The organism is Rhodanobacter sp. LX-99 (genome assembly GCF_018599185.1).
Lineage (GTDB): Bacteria > Pseudomonadota > Gammaproteobacteria > Xanthomonadales > Rhodanobacteraceae > Rhodanobacter.
Window position 1 is genome coordinate 707,846 of record NZ_JAHFVL010000001.1, and the last position, 18,832, is coordinate 726,677.

The 18,832-nt window shown below is 67.3% G+C and carries 15 protein-coding genes; 7 read left to right on the forward strand and 8 right to left on the reverse strand.

Annotated features, from left to right (window positions below):
* Positions 1-4 precede the first annotated feature (4 nt).
* The 5 genes from leuS to KK131_RS03475 all read right to left on the reverse strand — a co-directional run bounded on the left by leuS (position 5) and on the right by KK131_RS03475 (position 6,316).
* On the reverse strand, positions 5-2,644 hold the full coding sequence (gene leuS / locus KK131_RS03455) for a leucine--tRNA ligase (RefSeq protein ID WP_214555327.1): 2,640 nt from the start codon (positions 2,642-2,644) through the stop codon (positions 5-7).
* A gap of 100 nt (positions 2,645-2,744) precedes the next feature.
* Positions 2,745-3,356 carry a PqiC family protein gene (locus KK131_RS03460; RefSeq protein WP_214555329.1) on the reverse strand — a complete coding sequence of 204 codons (612 nt, stop codon included), beginning with the start codon at positions 3,354-3,356 and terminating at the stop codon, positions 2,745-2,747.
* Complete coding sequence (locus KK131_RS03465) at positions 3,353-5,056, reverse strand: MlaD family protein (protein ID WP_214555331.1); 1,704 nt, start codon at positions 5,054-5,056, stop codon at positions 3,353-3,355. The genes KK131_RS03460 and KK131_RS03465 overlap by 4 nt, the downstream gene beginning before the upstream one ends.
* The gene (locus KK131_RS03470) at positions 5,049-5,702 is read right to left on the reverse strand and encodes a paraquat-inducible protein A (RefSeq protein WP_214555333.1); all 654 of its coding nucleotides are present in this window, start codon (positions 5,700-5,702) and stop codon (positions 5,049-5,051) included. Before KK131_RS03470 ends, KK131_RS03465 begins: the two co-directional genes overlap by 8 nt.
* Complete coding sequence (locus tag KK131_RS03475; RefSeq protein WP_214555335.1) at positions 5,699-6,316, reverse strand: paraquat-inducible protein A; 618 nt, start codon at positions 6,314-6,316, stop codon at positions 5,699-5,701. The genes KK131_RS03470 and KK131_RS03475 overlap by 4 nt, the downstream gene beginning before the upstream one ends.
* Before the next feature lie 123 nt (positions 6,317-6,439).
* Between KK131_RS03475 and trxA the strand changes: the two genes are divergently transcribed.
* Positions 6,440-7,306 carry a thioredoxin gene (gene trxA, locus KK131_RS03480; protein ID WP_214555336.1) on the forward strand — a complete coding sequence of 289 codons (867 nt, stop codon included), beginning with the start codon at positions 6,440-6,442 and terminating at the stop codon, positions 7,304-7,306.
* Positions 7,307-7,381: 75 nt separating this feature from the next.
* The gene (locus KK131_RS03485) at positions 7,382-7,834 is read left to right on the forward strand and encodes a DUF4442 domain-containing protein (RefSeq protein ID WP_214555338.1); all 453 of its coding nucleotides are present in this window, start codon (positions 7,382-7,384) and stop codon (positions 7,832-7,834) included.
* Positions 7,835-7,939: 105 nt separating this feature from the next.
* On the opposite strand, the gene KK131_RS03490 is transcribed toward KK131_RS03485, so the two are convergent.
* The 3 genes from KK131_RS03490 to KK131_RS03500 all read right to left on the reverse strand — a co-directional run bounded on the left by KK131_RS03490 (position 7,940) and on the right by KK131_RS03500 (position 9,982).
* Positions 7,940-8,614, reverse strand: a complete 675-nt coding sequence (locus tag KK131_RS03490; RefSeq protein ID WP_250887133.1) for a hypothetical protein — start codon at positions 8,612-8,614, stop codon at positions 7,940-7,942.
* Positions 8,611-9,132, reverse strand: coding sequence for a sigma-70 family RNA polymerase sigma factor (locus KK131_RS03495; protein WP_214555340.1), 522 nt, complete (start codon positions 9,130-9,132; stop codon positions 8,611-8,613). The genes KK131_RS03490 and KK131_RS03495 overlap by 4 nt, the downstream gene beginning before the upstream one ends.
* Before the next feature lie 364 nt (positions 9,133-9,496).
* The gene (locus tag KK131_RS03500) at positions 9,497-9,982 is read right to left on the reverse strand and encodes a hypothetical protein (RefSeq protein WP_214555342.1); all 486 of its coding nucleotides are present in this window, start codon (positions 9,980-9,982) and stop codon (positions 9,497-9,499) included.
* A gap of 641 nt (positions 9,983-10,623) precedes the next feature.
* Here KK131_RS03500 and KK131_RS03505 point away from each other — a divergent pair.
* The 5 genes from KK131_RS03505 to KK131_RS03525 all read left to right on the forward strand — a co-directional run bounded on the left by KK131_RS03505 (position 10,624) and on the right by KK131_RS03525 (position 18,792).
* Complete coding sequence (locus KK131_RS03505; protein WP_214555343.1) at positions 10,624-11,301, forward strand: DUF502 domain-containing protein; 678 nt, start codon at positions 10,624-10,626, stop codon at positions 11,299-11,301.
* Positions 11,298-13,139: a M14 family metallopeptidase gene (locus tag KK131_RS03510; RefSeq protein ID WP_250887132.1), complete on the forward strand. Its 1,842-nt coding sequence runs from the start codon at positions 11,298-11,300 to the stop codon at positions 13,137-13,139. The genes KK131_RS03505 and KK131_RS03510 overlap by 4 nt, the downstream gene beginning before the upstream one ends.
* A gap of 111 nt (positions 13,140-13,250) precedes the next feature.
* Positions 13,251-15,380, forward strand: coding sequence for a M13-type metalloendopeptidase (locus tag KK131_RS03515; protein ID WP_214555344.1), 2,130 nt, complete (start codon positions 13,251-13,253; stop codon positions 15,378-15,380).
* A gap of 362 nt (positions 15,381-15,742) precedes the next feature.
* The gene (locus KK131_RS03520) at positions 15,743-18,076 is read left to right on the forward strand and encodes a catecholate siderophore receptor Fiu (RefSeq protein WP_214555345.1); all 2,334 of its coding nucleotides are present in this window, start codon (positions 15,743-15,745) and stop codon (positions 18,074-18,076) included.
* A gap of 38 nt (positions 18,077-18,114) precedes the next feature.
* Entirely contained in the window at positions 18,115-18,792 is a 678-nt protein-coding gene (locus KK131_RS03525; RefSeq protein WP_214555346.1) for a Fe2+-dependent dioxygenase, read from the forward strand.
* Positions 18,793-18,832: the final 40 nt, after the last annotated feature.

The window sequence follows — 18,832 nt, forward strand, 5'->3', positions numbered from 1 at the left end:
GATTTCATCCTGCGACGATGTTGACGATCTTGCCGGGTACCACGATGACCTTGCGCACCGCCATGCCTTCCAGGAAGTGCGCCACCTGCGGCTGGGCAAGCGCCAGCGCCTCGGCCTCTTCCTTCGAAGCCTGTGCGGCCAGCTCGATGGTAGCGCGCAACTTGCCGTTGACCTGCACCGCCAGGGTGACCGTGTCGCGCACCAGCGCGGCCCGGTCCACCTGCGGCCACGGCTGGTCTTCCAGCACGGATTCGGCGTGGCCGAGCGCCTGCCACAAGGCATGGCTGACGTGCGGCACCACCGGATTGAGCAGCAGCACCATCGCCTCCAGCGCCTCGTGGCGCACCGCGCGGCCCTGCTCGCTCTGGTCGTTGAACTTGCCCAGCGCGTTCAGCAGTTCCATCAGCGCGGCAATCGCGGTGTTGAACGCGTGGCGCCGGCCGAAATCGTCGCTGACCTTCTGGATCGTCTCGTGCAGCTGGCGGCGCAGGGCCTTCTGGCCCGCATCCAGCGCGGACGGATCGGTCACTGCATGATCCGGACCCGCCGCATGCGTGGTGACCTCGCGCCACAGCCGCTTGAGGAAGCGCGCCATGCCCTCGACGCCGGCCTCGCTCCACTCCAGCGACTGCTCCGGCGGCGCGGCGAACATCGAGAACAGGCGCACGGTATCGGCGCCGTACTTGTCCACCATGGTCTGCGGGTCGATGCCGTTGTTCTTCGACTTCGACATCTTCTCGGTGCCGCCGATGTGCACGCCCTGGCCGTCGGCCTTGAGCACCGCACCGGCCACGCGCCCCTTGTCGTCGCGACGGATCTCGACCGCGGCCGGGTTGATCCAGTCCTTCGAGCCGTCGGCGTTGTCGCGGTAGAACGTCTCGGCGATCACCATGCCCTGGCACAGCAGGTTCCGCGCCGGCTCGTCCGAATGCACCATGCCGGCGTCGCGCAGCAGCTTGTGATAGAAGCGGAAATACAGCAGGTGCATGATCGCGTGTTCGATGCCGCCGATGTACTGGTCGACCGGCAGCCAGTAGTTCGCGCGTTCGTCGATCTGCGCCTCCGCGCCGGGGCTGGTGTAGCGCGCGTAGTACCAGCTCGACTCCATGAAGGTGTCGAACGTGTCGGTCTCGCGCTCGGCCGCGCCGCCGCACTGCGGGCAGGTGGTCTTGCGCCACTGCGGATCGGCCTTGATCGGCGACTGCACGCCGGAGAACGCCACGTCCTCGGGCAGCACCACCGGCAGTTGATCCTCCGGCACCGGCACCGCGCCGCAGGCAGAGCAATAGATCACCGGGATCGGGCAGCCCCAGTAGCGCTGGCGGCTGACGCCCCAGTCGCGCAGGCGCCAGTTGACCCGGCGCTGGCCCTTGCCGGCGGCCTCGAGCACGCCTGCGATATGGTCGAACGCGGCGCGGTAGTCCTTGCCGTCCATCGCGCCGGAGTTCACCACACGCATGTCGGCGCGGGTCTTGTCGGAATACCAGTCCTGCCACGTCGACGCGTCGTAGCTCTCGTCGCCGGCGGCGATCACCTGCCTGATCGGCAGGCCGTACTTGTGCGCGAACTCGAAGTCGCGCTGGTCATGGCCGGGCACCGCCATCACCGCGCCGGTGCCGTAGCCCATCAGCACGAAATTGGCGACCCACACCGGCAGCTTCTCGCCAGTGATCGGATGCATCGCGAACAGGCCGGTGGCCATGCCGCGCTTGTCCTGGGTTTCCAGTTCGGCCTCGGACACGCCGCCGTGCTTCAATTCGTCGAGGAACGCCGCCAGCTGCGGGTTGCCCTGCGCCGCCTTGTGCGCCAGCGGATGCTCGCCGGCGATCGAGACGAAGGTGACGCCCATCAAGGTGTCGGGGCGGGTGGTGAATACGCTCAGAGGTTCGCTCTCGCCTTCCACCGCGAAGTGGATCTCCAGGCCCTCGCTGCGCCCCAGCCAGTTGCGCTGCATGGTCTTGACCGCGTCGGGCCAGCCCGGCAGCGCGTCCAGCCCATCCAGCAATTCCTGCGCGTAGTCGGTGATCTTGAGGAACCACTGCGGGATCTCGCGCTTCTCCACCACCGCGCCGGAGCGCCAGCCGCGGCCGTCGACCACCTGCTCGTTGGCCAGCACGGTGTGGTCGACCGGGTCCCAGTTCACCACCGCGTTCTTGCGGTACGCCAGGCCCTTCTTCAGCAGGCGGGTGAACATCAGCTGTTCCCAGCGGTAATAGTCCGGGCGGCAGGTGGCGAACTCGCGGCTCCAGTCGATCGCATAGCCGAGCGACTGCAGCTGGCTGCGCATGTGGTCGATGTTCGCGTAGGTCCACTTCGCCGGCGCGGTGTGGTTCTTGATCGCGGCGTTCTCCGCCGGCAGGCCGAACGCGTCCCAGCCCATCGGCTGCAGCACGTTCTTGCCCTGCATGCGCTGGTAGCGGCTGATCACGTCGCCGATGGTGTAGTTGCGCACGTGGCCCATGTGCAGCGCGCCGGACGGATACGGCAGCATCGAGAGGCAGTAGAACTTCGGCCGCGACGCGTCCTCCTTCACCTCGTAGGCGCGCTGCGCATTCCAGTACCGCTGCGCGGCGGCTTCCACTGCCTGGGGGCGATAGGCGGCTTCATCCTGTTCGGGAGAGGTCGGGGCTTGAATGTCCTGCATGATTCCGGTGCCGTTGTGCGGTTGGTGCGAGCCGGCCCAAGCCGGCTGAGTGAACTGGTCAGACTAGCCCAGCGCAGGCCGGGCGCCAAGCTGGTGGCCTTCAGCCAAGCGGGCAGGCAGGCGCCTGGCCGTCGCCGAGCGCCCGCGCCGCAGTGGCGATCTGCGCCGCCAGCCGAGCGATCGCGCGCTGATGGCCCTGCACCAGGGCGGGGTAACCCGGCCCCACCGCTTCGCTGACGCGGCTGGTGCAGGCCAGCGCGGCGGGCCGGGCGCCATGCAGCAGGCGCACGCTCCAGGCGGCCTCGATCAAGGCATAGCTGCCGGGCGCGGAGTCGAACCGGCGCACGTCCAGCTTGATCCGCAGCAGCGGCTTGCCGTTGCCGGGCAGGCCGCTGACGTCGGCGCTGTGCAGTTCGCGCGCCAGGTCGGCCGACAGCGCGCTGCGTACTTCGTCGCCGAGCGGGGCGATCCAGCGCTCGCTGCCGAGCATGGCCACGCCCTGCCCACCTTCGCGCACCACCAGCTGCGGCTGGTCGACCTGCGCCGGCACGCCGACCGCCAGCAGCTCGAACGGCAGCGATGGCGCAGCCGATGCCTCGGACGCTTCGTCCGCCGGCGCCACCAAGGTGTAGTAGTGCAGCGGCGCCGAGGCGCAGGCCGCCAGCAGCAGGCCGGCAGCCGTGATCCACAGATGCCTTGCGATACGAATCATGGCTTGCTCCCTTGCACCGGCTGGATCGCCGCTGGCGTGGTGTTGACGGGTTTCACGTCGGCCGGCTTCGCGTCCGGGCGACGGCCGCGGATCAGCGACTCCGGATGGCCGCCCAGGTAATCGGTCAGCACGCGCAGCGAACGCGCCATGCGCTGCACCTGCTCCAGCGTGGCGCCCAGGTTCTGCTGCAGCGGCGAGTCGCCGGCCAACGCATCGTTCGCCGTGCCCATGGTCCGCTGCACGCCGTGCAGGGTGTCCCTGACCGCCGGCAGCGTTTCGCCATTGACCTGCTTCAGCGTGCGGTTGAGCCCGGCCAGGGTCTGGTCCAGGTTGCGCCCGATGCTGTCGAACGGGACCTTGTCGAGCTTGTCCACGATCCCGGCCATCTGCTCCTGCAGCTTGTCGAAGCTGCCCGGCGCCGTCGGGATGGTCAACGGTTTCGCGTTCGGGTCGAACGCCACCTTCGGCGTCTTCGGTATGAAGTCGAGCGCCACGTACAACTGGCCGGTGAGCAGGTTGCCGGTGCGCGCCTGCGCACGCAGGCCGTGATCGACCAGGCGGCCGATCATCCGCGACAGGTCGGGATTCTCGCCGTGCGCCTTGGCCAGCGCCTCCAGCTTGTCGTAGGCGGCGCCCAGACGCTGCGGGTAGACCACCGCGCCGACCAGCACCGGGAAGCGCTGCTTCTGCTCGTCGTAGTCGAGCCGCACCGACACTACCTTGCCGATGTTGATGCCGAGGAACTCCACTGGCGCATCCACCGCCAGCCCGCGCACCGACTGCTCGAAGCGCATGCGGATGTAGTGCGGGGTACCGTCCGGCGGCGCCATCGCCGTGGCCTGGTCGCCGAACAGCTTGTACTCGTTGTCCTCCGGCGCCGGCGTGCCGTCGTGCGGCCCGGGCGGATCCTGGAACGCCACGCCGCCGGCCAGCACGGTGGCCAGCGATTGCGTGTTGAGCTTCAGCCCGTTCGCGCCGATCGACACGTCCACGCCGCTGGCGTTCCAGAAGCGCGAGGAGCGGGTGACGAACTTGTCGTTGGGGCCGTCGACGAAGATCTGCAGCGAGACACCCTTGCCGTCCTTGTCCAGCTGATAGGACGCCACCCGGCCGACCTGGATGCGCCGGTAGTACACCGGCGAACCGATATCGAGCGAACCAAGATCGTCGCTGTGCAAGGTGAAACTGCGACCGGGCGCACCGTGGTTCACCGACGGCGGCGCCTCCAGCCCCTGGAACTCGTCCTCGTACTCGTTGGAGTCGCCCACGTCGGCGCCGATGAACGCACCCGACAGCAGGGTGTCGATGCCGGACACCCCGCCCAGCCCGATCCGCGGGCGCACCACCCAGAAGCGCGTGTCCTTGCTGGCGAAGCTCTCGGCGCTTTTCTCCAGCGCCACGTTGACCAGCACGTGGCTGCGGTCGCCGCTGAGATGGATCTTGTTGACCCGGCCGATCACCACGTTCTTGTACTTCACCGGGGTCTTGCCGGCATCCAGCCCCTCGGCGCTCTGGAAGCTGATGGTGATCTGCGGCCCGGCCTGCAGCCAGTTGTTGATCACCAGCGACAGGCCGACCAGCGCCGCCAGCGCCGGGATCAGCCAGATCAGCGAGGCATTGAAGCGGCGCCGCTTCACCACCGGCCGCGGCAGTTCGTCGCCGCCCGGCGGACCGTGTTCGATGTGGCTGTCGTCAGTCATCGGTATCCTTGCCATCCCAGATCAAGCGGGGGTCGAAACTCATCGAGGCCAGCATGGTCAGCACCACGGTCAGGCCGAAGAAGATCACGCCGGGCAGCGGTTCCACCAGGCTCAACACGCTGAAACGCACCAGCGCCGTCAGCAACGCCACCACGAACACGTCCAGCATCGACCAGTAGCCGATCAGCTCGACCAGCCGATAGAGTTTTGCACGTTGCACCCGCGCCCAGCCGCTGCCGCGCTGGCTGCTCACCAGCAAGGTGCCCAGCGCCAGGAATTTCAGCATCGGCACCACGATGCTGGCGGTGAACACGATGATCGCCAGGTTCGGCGAACCGGCGCGCCACAACTCGACCACGCCGCTGATGATGGTGTTGTCGTCCACGTCGTTGAGGCTGGCGGTGCGCATGATCGGCAGCACGTTGGCCGGGATGTACAGGATGAACGCGGCGATCAGCAGCGCCCAGGTCCGCACGTAGCTGTCCGGCTTGCGCCGGTGCAGGGTGGTGCCGCAGCGCGGGCACGCCATGTCGTCGCCCACGCCGTCGCCATCCAGCCGCGCGTCGCCGGGCACGTTGCGGCACACCAGCCCGCAGACCGTGCAGGCGATCAGGCCGAGCTCGCTGGCGCGCGGCAAGGCGCTCACGCGGTCCCCTCCGGCACATCGTCCCACAGCTGGCGCAGGTCCACGCCGGCGAAGATGGTGATCAGCAGGGTCAGCGCCGCATACGCGTAGATGCCGGGGTCCGGCATCACGTCGAAATAGGTGTGCGCCTTGACGATCGCCACCAGCGCGCCCAGCACGAACACCTCGCTCATCGTCCACGGTCCGAGGTAATGCAGGATCACCATCAGCCGCACGAAGCCCGGCGCGCGCCGCCCGGCCCGGGCGAACCACAGCAGCCAGCCCAGCATCAGCATCTTCAGCAGCGGGAAGAAGAACAGCGTGGCGGCGACCAGCACCGAAACCACCTGGGCCTGCTCGCGCCACATCGCGAGGATCATGCCCCACAGCGTGGTGCTGCTCTGCTGGCCGCTCAGGCCCAGCGTCACGATCGGCCACATGTTCGCCTGCACGAACACGATCATCGCGGTCAGGATCAACGCCAGCATCGCGTTCACGCTCAGCGCGTGATGACGCTCCAGCTCCGCCTCGCAGCGTGCGCAGCGCGCCACGTCGCCGCGCGCCAGCGTGCGCCGGCGGTAAACCGTGTCGCAGTGCTCGCAGATCAACAGCGCTTCAGGTGAGCTCATGCCCATGCAGCCGGTGCCTTGCTTCGGCGTGACGATCCGTGGATTCTCGCAAATCTATCGTGAACGCGCCGCTTGATATGCTGGGCGACGCCCCGATCTGAACCGGCACCTGCCGAGCTGGAGTTTCCCGTGACCGATGCCGCCACCGTTTCCCACGTCTTCGACGTGGACCAGCAGACTTTCGAAGCCGACGTCCTGCAGGCCTCGCTGGCCACGCCGGTGCTGGTGGATTTCTGGGCCACCTGGTGCGAGCCGTGCAAGACGCTCGGCCCGATGCTGGAAAAACTCGCCGCCGAATACAACGGCGCGTTCCGGCTGGGCAAGGTCGACGTGGACACCCAGCAGGAACTGGCCGGCATGTTCGGCATCCGCAGCATTCCCACGGTAGTGCTGGTGAAGGACGGCCAGGTGCTCGACGGCTTCACCGGCGCACTGCCGGAAGGCCAGCTGCGCGAGTTCCTGTCGCGCCACGTGCAGCCGCTGGAGGCGCCGGCCGAACTCGCCGAAGAAAAAACCGTGCCGGAAACCCCGCAGCAGGCGATCAACCGGCTGCAGCAGGCGATCGCCACCGCTCCGGACCGGCCCGAACTGAAACTCGACCTGGCGCTGGCGCTGATGCACGCCGGCAACGTCGCCGCCGCCGAAACCGAGCTGGCCGCGCTGCCGGCGAACCTCGCCACCGACGCCCGCGCCGTGCGCTTGCGCAGCGAACTGGACCTGGCCCACGCGGTGAAAGACGCGCCCACCGTGGCCGAACTTCAGCAGCGCGTGCAGACCGACGAAAACGACTGGGCCGCGCGCGACCAGCTCGGCGTGCGCCTGCTGCTGGAAGGCGACGCCGCCGCCGGCCTCGAGCAATTCCTGATGATCCTGCAGAAAGCCCGCGACTGGAACGAGGGCCAGGCGAAGAAGCGCCTGCTCGCCGCCTTCGCCACGCTCGACGATGCCGAGCTGGTCGGCCGCTACCGGCGACGGATGGCTTCGCTGCTGTTCTGAATACCCGGCGCGGCTCCATACCTTTACGTACGTTCGGCTAAGATCAGGCCCTTTCCTCCCCCGAACGAGTTCCGCATGCGCGCATCGACTTTCCGCCGGCTGGTCAACCTGTGGCCGCCGTTCCTGTGCAATTCGATCCGCATCCAGTCGCTCAACGACGACTACAGCGAAGCCAGGGTGGTACTGCGGCTGCGCCCGTGGAACCGCAACTACGTGCGCACCCAGTTCGGCGGCAACCTGTTCGCGATGGTCGACCCGTTCTGGATGCTTCTGGCGATGCACCAGCTCGGCAGCGACTACTACGTCTGGGACAAGGCCGGCACGATCGACTTCGTCGCGCCGGGCCGCGAGGACGTCTACGCCCACTTCAAACTGGAGCCGGCCGTGGTCGACGAACTGCGCGCGGCCGCCGCCGGCGGCGAGAAAGTGCTGCGCTGGTTCGAGACCGAAGTGAAGACCGCCTCCGGCGAAGTCATCGCGATCGTGCGCAAGCAGATCTACGTGCGGCTGAAGCCGAAGGCGCGCTGATCCTGAGCGTGCCCCCTCTCCCCCGGGCACAGCCCAGGGGAGAAGGCTGGAGTGAGGAGGCGCTCTTGGCCCGCGTTCTTCGCGCTTCGCCTTCTACAGGCCACGTCACTCCCGCTCGAAGCGGGCGATCTCCTCCAACTGGCGCGACGCCCGCAGCAGGCTGCGGCCGCTCATGTCCTCGACCAGGCGTCGCCATGTCGGCGACCTGAGCTGACGACCGGCCAGGCGACGCGCCAACCACAGGCTGAAGCCGATGCCGAGCACGCCCACTCCCAGCGTCGCCCAGAACCAGCCGGGCGACGCCGCCGCATACAGGTCCACGCCGGACAGCCACACCATCCCGACCGTGGTCGCCAGCAGCCACAGGCACCACCACGGCAGGCCCAGCGCCAGCGTGCTGTAGAAGCGGAAGCGCCGCAGCTGGGCCAGCCGCCGCTGCAGCACCAGTACCGGCGCATCGAACAGATAGATGCGGCTGAGCAGAAACAGCTGTGTGGCCGTGGACCAGATCGCGGCGATGCCGTAGGCATGCAGCAGCAGGCCGATCACCAGCAGGTGCATGGTGTGCCGATGATCGACCCAGAACGAGGCCACGAACACCACGAAGGCGAGCCACGCCGCGATCTCCATCGCTTGCCACAACAGGCTCCAGCGCATCGACGCGCGGGTCTTTTCCATCCGCCGCTCGCGGAAATCCTGGCGCAGCAGCGCCTCCATGCCGTCCTGGCGCAGGTCCATGCGCGCCCATGCCTGTTTCATCTCGTCCAGTTCCATCGTCATGCTCCGGTGGCCTGCGCAGCGATCATCTGCCCGCGCAGCTTCTGCTTGATGCGACCGAGCTTGGTCGCCACGTTGGTTTCGCTGATGCCGAGCACGTCGGCGATCTCGGCGTAGCTGCGGTCTTCCAGGTACAGCAGGATCAACGCGCGGTTCAGCGGATCGAGCTGGCCGATGAAGGCGTACAGCGCGGCCAGTCGTTCGTCCTGTTCGGCGATCGGTTCGCCACCGCCCACGGTTTCCAGGTGATGCGTGTCCAACGGTTCGAAACGGTCGGCATCGGGCCAGCGCCGCGCTTGCGAGATCGCCACGTTCAGCGCGATGCGGTACATCCAGGTGGAGAACTTCGCCCGCGCCGGGTCGTAGCCGCCGAACGAACGCCACAGCTGCGCGCCGATCTCCTGCACCAGGTCGTCGCGATCGGCCGCGCTGCGGCTGTACAGGCCGGCCACCTTGAACACGATCCCGCGATGCTCGTGCAGCAGCGACTCGAAACGTTGCTGATGTTGTCTGCCGGTCATGGACGCCTGCTTCCTCGCGGTTCACCCCATGATTCGCAGGGTACGGAAAATAATCACAGGGCATGCGGCACGGCAGCGGCAGGTTCCGAACCTCGATGGGGAGGTGGCGAACCGCGGCGAGGAGGTTCCGCGGGTCGAGCGGGAGGTTCGCCAGGCCGACGGGGAGCTCGTCGGGGTCGGTCCGTCGGTCGGCAACCCCGGCGAGGACGTGGCGGAGGTCGGCGAGGAGGTTCGGAAGGTCGACGAGGATGTAGCGAAGCGCAGCGCCGGGGTAGCGAACCGCGCTGCCGCGGTAGCGCAGGTCCGTGCCGACCTGCAAAGCCCCGGCGGCGCGGTCGGCGACCGCCCCGCCGGGGTTCGCGACTCAGGCCGCCGCCGGTTCCGGCGCCGCACGGTTGCCGCGCGGGCCGGGGAATCGCTGGCGCAGGTCGTCGTACACGTCCTGCGCGCCGTCACGGCCGCGGTGGGCCGCCTCGCGCACGCTCTGGTAGTAGGCCAGGTCGGCCATCCACACCTCGCTGGCCACCAACTGCAACGTGTCGTTCACGCTGGCGGCCAGCGTCTGCAGCTCCGCCGCGAAGCGCAGCAGTTGGCTGCGCAGGGCGCGATCCTTCTGCACCTCGGCCAGATCCACGAAACCCGGCACGAACTGCGCCCGGTTCGCCATGTAGGTCACGCACTTCTCGTCGAAACCCACCGACTTCGGCCCCAGCCGCGGCAAAGCCTGCCGCTCCTGCGCCGCCAGCGTCACCAGAAACGGCAGCGCCGCGCGGATCGCCGCCAGCGCATCCTGCACCGAAGTCACCTGCTCGTCCGACAGCACCGCCGAAATTCGATTGTCATTGGACATGGGAACACTCCTTGTTACGTCGCAAGCCGCCGGATTGACGGCGCGAGGAGGGTAGCAACCGGCCGCTGCGGGCTTGGGACGCGATGTCGTGTAGGTAATGGACGACGCCGTACCGCGATGACGCTGGCGGCGGTCTTCGCCTCGACTATCCCGGAACGGCAAGAGCTTTCGTCCTCCTTCGGAGGGCGAGTCACTTTCTCTTTGGTTACTTTCTCTTTGAGCCGCAAAGAGAAAGTAACTCGGGCGCCGCAGGCGCACGAAAGCTCTTGCTCTGCCTGCAGGCTCCGCCGCAGACATGATGGATGAAGTGCGATGCCTGCCTTCGCAGGCATGACGAGTATGAGAGGGGCGCTGCTGAGGGCCAGCCGCCGCAGACATGACGGACGAAGTGCGATGCCTGCCTTCGCAGGCATGACGAGTATGAGAGGGCGCTGCGGCGGGCCGGCCGCCGCAGACATGACGGATGAAGTGCGATGCCTGCCTTCGCAGGCATGACGGGTGTGGAAGGGTGCTGCGGCGGGCGGGCCTTCGACCGAAATGACGACTGTGGGAAGGTAACGCCGCGCTGGAACCTCGTGCCCGGGCGCAGCACAACCGCCCTCGCCTACAATGCGGACGATCCCACCGCCACGGACCACTTCATGCCCCGCCTGCGCGTCAAACGCTATCTGCTGACTGGCCTGCTCACCTTCATTCCGCTGTGGGTGACCTGGCTGGTGTTCAAGTTCGTGCTGGGGCTGCTGGCCGGGATCGGCGCGCCGATGGTGGCCGGGCTGCTGAACGCGCTGGCGCTGGTGGCGCCGCACACTGCGGAATCGCTGAAGATGGAGTGGCTGACCTTCATCGTGGCGCTGCTGGTGACGCTGGCGGCGCTGTACCTGCTCGGTTTCATCGCCAACCGGGTGATCGGCCAGCGCTTCCTCGACGCGTTCGACGGCCTGCTGGCGCGCATTCCGCTGGTGCAGACGATCTACGGCGGCACCAAGAAGCTGATGGCGGTGCTGCAGAACAAGCCGTCCGGGGTGCAGCGCGTGGTGCTGGTGGATTTCCCGCGCAAGGGCATGAAGGTGGTCGGCTTCGTCACCCGGGTGATGATCGAGGAGGGCAGCGGCCGCGAGATGGCGGCGGTGTACATCCCGACCACGCCGAACCCCACCGGCGGCTACCTGGAAGTGGTGCCGCTGGACGAACTCACGCCGACCGACTGGACGATGGACCAGGCGATGGCTTTCATCATTTCCGGCGGCGCGGTGGCGCCCGATACGCTGCCCGCCTCGCCTGCGCTGCCGCGCCGCGACGAAACCGGGAACCCTGCATGAGCCTGCGCCGCGTCGTGTTGTCCCTCCTGTTTGGCGTTGCCGTCACGTCCGCCCATGCGACTGGCCCGGACGCGACCGACTGGATCACTCCGGCTGAAGCCGCCCACTTCCGCACCACGCCCAGCTACGCCGACACGCTGGCCTATCTGCAGCGGCTGCAGCGGGCCGCGCCGGGCGTGATTCATCTCGACACCTTCGGCAGCACGCCTGAAGGCCGGCCGATGACGGTGGTGATCGCCAGCGGCGACGGCACGTTCGACCCGGCCGCCGCGCGCGCCGCGCACAAACCCGTGGTGCTGCTGCAGGCAGGCATTCATCCCGGCGAAATCGAGGGCAAGGACGCTGGGCTGATGCTGCTGCGCGATATCGCAGTCACGGGCAAATACCCGCACCTGCTCGACCATGTGGTGCTGGTCTACATCCCGGTGTTCAGCGTGGACGGCCACGAGAACTCCTCGCCGTACCACCGGATCAACCAGAACGGTCCGGAGCGCATGGGCTTCCGCGGCCAGTCGCAATACCTCAACCTCAACCGCGACTACGTGAAAGCCGATGCGCCGGAAATGCGCGCGTGGCTGAAGCTGTGGCAGCGCTGGCTGCCGGACTTCCTGATCGACGTGCACACCACCGACGGCGCCGACTACCAGTACGACCTCACCTGGTACACCGAGGACCCGCACAAGCTCGACCCGGCGGTGAGTGCCTGGCAACGCGATGCGATCGTCAATCACGCGATGCCGGCGTACGAGAAGCGCGGCCACCTCGCCTCGATCTACCTGGAGTTCAAGGACGGCCGCGACCCGCGCCTGGGGCTAGTGAACTTCGGCTCCGGCCCGCGCTTCTCCACCGGCTACGCGGCGCTGCAGAACCGCCCCGCGCTGCTGATCGAGACGCACATGCTGAAGCCGTACGCGAACCGCGTGCGCGCCGTCTACGACTTGGTCGAGCTGATGCTGGAGCAGATCGGCGCGCACCCCGCCGCCCTGCTCGCCGCCACCGCGAAGGCAGATGCCGACACCATTGCCCGTGCCCGTGATGCGAACGCGCGCGTGGCGCTGACCTTCAAGCCCGACCCGCAACCGACGAAGTTCGAACTCAAGGGCTACGCGTTCACGCTGAGCCACAGCGACATTTCCAACAGCGAGTGGATCCGCTACGACCCCGAACAGCCGAAGAATTACACGATCGACAACTGGAACGGCCTGCTGCCGGACCTGTCGATCGCCCCGCCGGCCGCCTACGTGGTGCCGGCGCAGTGGACTGCGGTCATCGACAGGCTCGATGCCCACGGCATCCGCTATCGTCGCACCGAACGAGCGCAGACGCTCCGCGCCGAGGGCTATCAGCTTGACGACCCGAAGTGGGCCGACAAGCCGTTCGAAGGCCACCTGATGCTGCGCGACTTCAGCCTGCACGCCGTACCGCGCGAGGTGACCCTGCCGGCCGGCTCGGTGGTCGTGCCGCTGGATCAGCGTGCCGCCAACGTGGCGATCGAACTGCTCGAACCGCAGGCGCCGGACTCGCTGCTGCGCTGGGGTTATCTCAACGCGGTGTTCGAGGCCAAGGAGTACGGCGAGCCGCGCGTGGTCGAGCAGCTGGCGCGCGACATGCTGGCGAAGGACCCGGCGCTGAAGGCCGCATTCGCGCAGAGGCTGCACGACGATCCCGCCTTCGCCGCCGACTCCCGCGCCCGGCTGGCGTTCTTCTTCGAACGCTCGCCCTGGTACGCCGCCCAGCACGTCGGCGCCTACCCCGTGCTTCGCTTGGACGCCGCACAGCTGCAGCATTTCTCGGCGCCTGTCCAGTCCACTGGCAGCCACGGCACCCCTGACCTTTGACACTGTGCCACCCATGACGTTTGACCTAGCGTGAACGGCCATGCCCGCGTTCCGGGGGGGACCCGACGGCGCGGCCAGACGACACCACTCAACATCTACAGAGGGATACCCATGACCAAGCAGTATCTGAAGCCCCTGGCGCTGGCACTGGCCGTAAGCGCCGCCCTGGCGCTGGGCGCCTGCGGCAAGCAGGAGCCGGCCGCCAACGCACCAGCCAGCAGCAGCACCGCACCGGCCGCCAGCAGCACCACGGCTGCCGCCGATCCGGGCAAGAGCATCTTCGACGTCAGCGAACTCGGTGACGGCGCGCTGGCGTGCCAGGACTTCAACGGCTTCGTCAACGCCAAGTGGGTCAAGGCCAACCCGATCCCGGCCGACCAGACCGTGTGGGGCGCCTTCAGCGTGCTGCGCGAGAAGAGCCTGGCCGACCAGCATCAGCTGGTGGAGAACGCGGAAAAGAACGCCGACAGCGCCAAGGCCGGTTCGATCGACCAGAAGATCGGCTGGCTGTTCCACTCCAGCATGGATATGGACGCACGCAACAAGGCCGGCTTCGATCCGATCAAGCCCGACCTCGCCGGCATCGACGCGCTGAAGTCCGGCAGGGACCTGCCGGCATGGCTGGGCCAGTCCTTCGCCAAGGGCGACGGCGCGGTGTTCGGCTTCGGTTCGGGCGCCGACTACAAGGACGCGAAGGTCCAGATCGCCTACGCCGAGCAGAGCGGGCTGGGCCTGCCCACCACCGACTACTACACCGACGCCAAGTACAAGGACATCCGCGACAGCTACGTCAAGTATCTGGCCAAGCTGTTCGAGATGACCGGCAGCAGCGCCGCCGACGCGGGCAAGCAGGCCGCGCTGGCGATGAAGTTCGAGACCGACCTGGCGCAGCATTCCATCCCGCGCGTGGAAATGCGCAAGCCGGAAAACCAGTATCACTTCGTGACCGTCGCCGAAGCGAACAAGATCACCCCGCACTTCGACTGGAATGCCTTCTTCAAGTCGCAGGGCGTCACCGTCGACAAGGGCTTCTCGCTGTCGCAGCCGAAGTTCTTCGCCGAGTTCGACAAGCTGGTCGCCAGCGCGCCGATCGACGAATGGAAGGCCTACCTGAAGGCGCACACCATCTCCAACGCCGCCACCGCCCTGTCCGAACCGTTCGTGGACGCGCAGTTCGATTTCTACGGCAAGACCCTGCGCGGCCAGCCGGAACAGCAGCCGCAGTGGAAGCGTTCGCTCAACGCGGTCAACGGCGCGATGGGCCAGGCGCTGGGCCAGCTCTACGTCGCCAAGTACTTCACCCCCGAGGCCAAGGCCCGCGCGGAGGAGCTGGTCACCAACGTGCGTGACGCGCTGAAGACGCGCATCCAGAACCTCGACTGGATGAGCGAAGAGACCAAGGCCAAGGCACTCGACAAGTGGTCCAAGTTCCTGCCCAAGATCGGCTACCCGGAAACCTGGCGCAGCTGGGACGGCCTGAGCATCAGCAAGGACAGCTACTACGCCAACATGCAGGCGGCCAGCAAGTTCAACTACGAGTACGACATCGCCAAGATCGGCAAGCCGACCGACCGCAAGGAATGGGGCATGACCCCGCAGACGATCAACGCGTACTACAACCCGACCGACAACACGATCAACTTCCCGGCCGCGATCCTGCAGCCGCCGTTCTTCGACGCCAACGCCGACGACGCGATCAACTACGGCGGCATCGGCGCGGTGATCGGCCATGAGGCCAGCCACGGCTTCGACGACCAGGGCAGCCAGTTCGACGGCGACGGCAACAACGTCAACTGGTGGACCGACGCGGACAAGAAGCAGTTCGAGGCACGCACCGGCAAGCTGGTCGACCAGTTCGACAACTACGCGCCGCTCGTCGATCACCCCGAACTGCACGTCAACGGCACGCTGACCCTGGGCGAGAACATCGCCGACCTCGGCGGCCTGAACATTGCCTATGACGCACTGCAGACCGCGCTGAAGAAGAACCCGGCCGAAGCCGGCAAGAAGATCGAGGGCTACACCGAAGACCAGCGCTTCTTCCTCAACTGGGCACGCGTGTGGCGCGGCGATATCCGCGAAAAAACCCAGATGGTCTATCTGAATGCCGATCCGCACTCGCCAATGAAGTTCCGCGCGATGGGTGCGCCATCGAATATGTCGACCTTCGCCAGCGCGTTCCAGTGCAAGCCGGGCGACGCGATGGTGCGTGCGGCCGACAAGCAGGTGAAGATCTGGTAAGCCCGCGACATCGCACGCCGCAATTCAGCGCGGCGTGAACACCAAGGCCCCGCATGCGAATGCGGGGCCTTTTTCGTGGAGCGGCATCCGGGATTTCGCAGCCACGAAGGCACGAATCCGAATTTAAGGTATTGCAAATCATTCTCATTAAAAATATCGTATGCAACTGCGCCGGCCGGTGCGCTTCATAACCACGCACGGCCAGGCTCCGGGGGCACCACGCCGGTCCGCGCGACGCACGCAGCCAGCCAGCCGCGCCCCGACCCATCCGAAACCTGCATCCAGCCATTGCGAAACACCTGCATTCGCCAGACCCGCCAGGCCCTGTCGACACGCATGCAACATTCATCAACGGAACCCTCATGTCACCCATCAAATCGCGCAAACACGCCGTCGGCTCCCGCAGGCAACCTTCGACGGCGGGCATGCTGACGGCCGCAACGCTGGTCACCGGCCTGGTACTGGTCCACCCCGCGATGGCGGCCGACGCGTCATCTTCCCACGATGCCCAGATCGCCACCGCCAAGAACCTGCCGGGCGTGAAGGTGGAAGCCACCACCGGCAACGACTACCGCGTCGACAAGCTGTCCTCGCCGAAATTCACCCAGCCGCTGCTGGACACCACGCAGACCGTCAGCGTGATCACCAAGGAATTGCTCCAGCAGCAGGGCGCCACCACGCTGACCGAGGCGCTGCGCAACAGCCCGGGCGTGGGCACGTTCTATGTGGGCGAGAACGGCAACACCAGCACCGGCGACGGCATCTACATGCGCGGCTTCGACACCTCCGGCAGCATCTTCGTCGACGGCGTGCGCGATCTCGGCACGATCTCGCGCGACGTGTTCAACATCGAGCAGGTGGAAGTCGCCAAGGGCCCGGCCGGCACCGACTACGGCCGCACCGCGCCTACCGGCTCGGTGAACCTGGTCAGCAAGCAGCCGCAGCTGGGCAACGGCATCTCCGGCTCGATCGGCTACGGCAGCGGCCGGCACCGGCGCGCCACCGCCGACTGGAACCAGACATTGGGCGAACACTCTGCGTTCCGCCTCAACGTGATGGGCCAGAACAGCGGCGTGCCGGGACGCGACAAGGTCGAGAACAACCGCTGGGGCATCGCCCCGTCGCTGGCGCTCGGGCTGAAGACGCCGACCCGCGTCTACCTCGACTTCCTGCACGTGCGGCAGGACAACCTGCCCGACGGCGGCGTGCCGACCATCGGCCTGCCCGGCTACGGCAGCCCCGATCCGGCGCGCCCGTTCCTCGCCGGCGCCGCCATGGTCGACCCGCAGAACTTCTACGGCACCCGGGCCGACCACGACAACGTCGAGGCGGACATGTTCACCGCCATCGTCGAACACGACGTCTCGCCCGACGTGGTCCTGCACAACACCACGCGCTGGGGCCGCACGCACCAGGACTACCTGCTGACCTCGTTCCGCGGCGATACCGCCAACCTGCTCACCCCGGATGCCGCCGATCCCTTGACATGGACCATCGCGCGCAGCCTGCCGACCTTCAAGGACCAGACCAACCGCATCCTCACCAACCAGGCCAATGTCACCGCGAATTTCGACACCGGCGGCATCACGCACAATCTCAGCGCCGGCATCGAGCTGACCCGCGAAAAGGCCGGCACGGTCGGCCTGGGCGCGCTCAACGGCAGCGCGTGGCCGGCGGCGAACCTGTACCGCCCGGACGCCGACGTCAACGGCCTGGTCTACGGCCGCACCGGGGCGCACAGCGAAGGCCGGACCGATACCGCAGCCGCCTACCTGTTCGATACGCTGAAATTCAACGAGCAATGGCAGGTCAACGCCGGCATGCGGCTGGACCACTACAGCACCGACTTCAGCAGCATGGTGGTCTGCGGCGCCCGCAACGGTCCGGCGTGTGGCGCCCTGCCGGCCGGCAGCGTGCTGCCCGGGGTAGACAGCAGCACATCCGGCAACCTGCCCAACTACAAGCTCGGCGTGCTGTACAAGCCGGCCGCCAACGGCAGCGTCTACGCGAACTTCGCCGTGTCGCAGGAGCCGCCGGGCGGCAACACGCTCACCCTGAGCGATCGGGCCAACAGCGCCGACAACCCGAACCTCGACCCGCAGAAAGCACGCACCGTCGAGCTGGGCACGAAGTGGGACCTGCTCGGCGAGAAGCTGCTGCTGACCGGCGCGCTGTACCGCACCACCGTCAGCAACGACCTGGTGCAGGATCCGGTCGACCTGCAGTACTACCAGGTCGGCAGGAAACGCGTGCAGGGCATCGAGCTGAGCGCGGTCGGCAAGCTCACCGGCAACTGGGCGATCAGCGCCGGCTACACCGTCATGGACGCCAAGGTGCTTCACGGCAGCGCGGTGGCCAACGACGGTTCCAGCGACCTGGCCTATACGCCGAAGAGTGCGTTCACCGCGTGGACTACCTACCGCCTGCCGTTCAACCTCACCCTCGGCGGCGGCGGCCGCTACGCCGGCGAGATGAAGCGCGGCACCGACGGTGCGATCGGCACGCCGGCCTACACCGAGGCGTACTGGGTGTTCGACGCGATGGCCAGCTACCCGCTCAACAAGCACGTCGACCTGCAGTTGAACCTGTACAACCTGTTCGACAAGGACTACGTCGCGGCGATCAACAAGAGCGGCTATCGCTACACTCCGGGCACGCCGCGCGCGGCGATGCTCACCGCCAACATCCGCTTCTGATCCTCAGGCTTCACCGCCCGGCTCCTCAGGAACCCGCCATGCTGCTGCACATACCCGACGTCCTCAGCCGCGAACAGGTCACGCAGATGCGCGCCACGCTCGACGCGGCCGCCTGGACCGACGGCCGCGAGACCGTCGGCGCGCAAGGCGCGCAGGTGAAACGCAACCAGCAGTTGCCGGATGCCTCGCCGCTGCGCCGGCAACTGGGTGAAGCGGTGCTGGCGGCGCTGGCGAAGAACCCGCTCTATCACGCGGCGGCGTTGCCGCTGCGCACCCTGCCGCCGCGTTTCAACCGCTACCAGGGCGGCGGCCAGTACGGTTTCCACGTCGACGGCGCCGTGATGGCGCTGTCGAGCGATGCGCAGTTGCGCAGCGACGTTTCCTGCACGCTGTTCCTCAGCGAGCCGGACGAATACGACGGCGGCGAACTGATCGTCAACGACACCTACGGCGAACACGAAGTGAAGCTGCCGGCCGGCGACCTGATCGTCTATCCGTCCAGCAGCCTGCACCGCGTCGTACCGGTGACCCGCGGCACGCGCGTGGCCTCGTTCTTCTGGGTGCAAAGCCTGATCCGCGACGACAACCGGCGGCGCCTGCTGTTCGAACTGGACGCCTCGATCCAGCGCCTGACCCAGACCAGCGCCGACGCCGCCGCGCTGCTGCAGCTGACCGGCGTCTATCACAATCTGCTGCGCCAATGGGCCGAAACCTGAGCGCACGACGCGGTTGCCGAACGGCCGCCGCAGCCGGCCA

Excerpts from the sequence above, each read along its gene's own strand:
- KK131_RS03490 (WP_250887133.1), bottom strand. The coding sequence starts at position 8,614 with ATGACGATGGAACTGGACGAGATGAAACAGGCATGGGCGCGCATGGAC.
- KK131_RS03520 (WP_214555345.1), top strand. The coding sequence starts at position 15,743 with ATGTCACCCATCAAATCGCGCAAACACGCCGTCGGCTCCCGCAGGCAA.
- KK131_RS03500 (WP_214555342.1), bottom strand. The coding sequence starts at position 9,982 with ATGTCCAATGACAATCGAATTTCGGCGGTGCTGTCGGACGAGCAGGTG.
- KK131_RS03525 (WP_214555346.1), top strand. The coding sequence starts at position 18,115 with ATGCTGCTGCACATACCCGACGTCCTCAGCCGCGAACAGGTCACGCAG.
- KK131_RS03485 (WP_214555338.1), top strand. The coding sequence starts at position 7,382 with ATGCGCGCATCGACTTTCCGCCGGCTGGTCAACCTGTGGCCGCCGTTC.
- KK131_RS03515 (WP_214555344.1), top strand. The coding sequence starts at position 13,251 with ATGACCAAGCAGTATCTGAAGCCCCTGGCGCTGGCACTGGCCGTAAGC.
- KK131_RS03510 (WP_250887132.1), top strand. The coding sequence starts at position 11,298 with ATGAGCCTGCGCCGCGTCGTGTTGTCCCTCCTGTTTGGCGTTGCCGTC.
- KK131_RS03465 (WP_214555331.1), bottom strand. The coding sequence starts at position 5,056 with ATGACTGACGACAGCCACATCGAACACGGTCCGCCGGGCGGCGACGAA.
- leuS (WP_214555327.1), bottom strand. The coding sequence starts at position 2,644 with ATGCAGGACATTCAAGCCCCGACCTCTCCCGAACAGGATGAAGCCGCC.
- KK131_RS03460 (WP_214555329.1), bottom strand. The coding sequence starts at position 3,356 with ATGATTCGTATCGCAAGGCATCTGTGGATCACGGCTGCCGGCCTGCTG.
- KK131_RS03505 (WP_214555343.1), top strand. The coding sequence starts at position 10,624 with ATGCCCCGCCTGCGCGTCAAACGCTATCTGCTGACTGGCCTGCTCACC.
- KK131_RS03475 (WP_214555335.1), bottom strand. The coding sequence starts at position 6,316 with ATGGGCATGAGCTCACCTGAAGCGCTGTTGATCTGCGAGCACTGCGAC.
- KK131_RS03495 (WP_214555340.1), bottom strand. The coding sequence starts at position 9,132 with ATGACCGGCAGACAACATCAGCAACGTTTCGAGTCGCTGCTGCACGAG.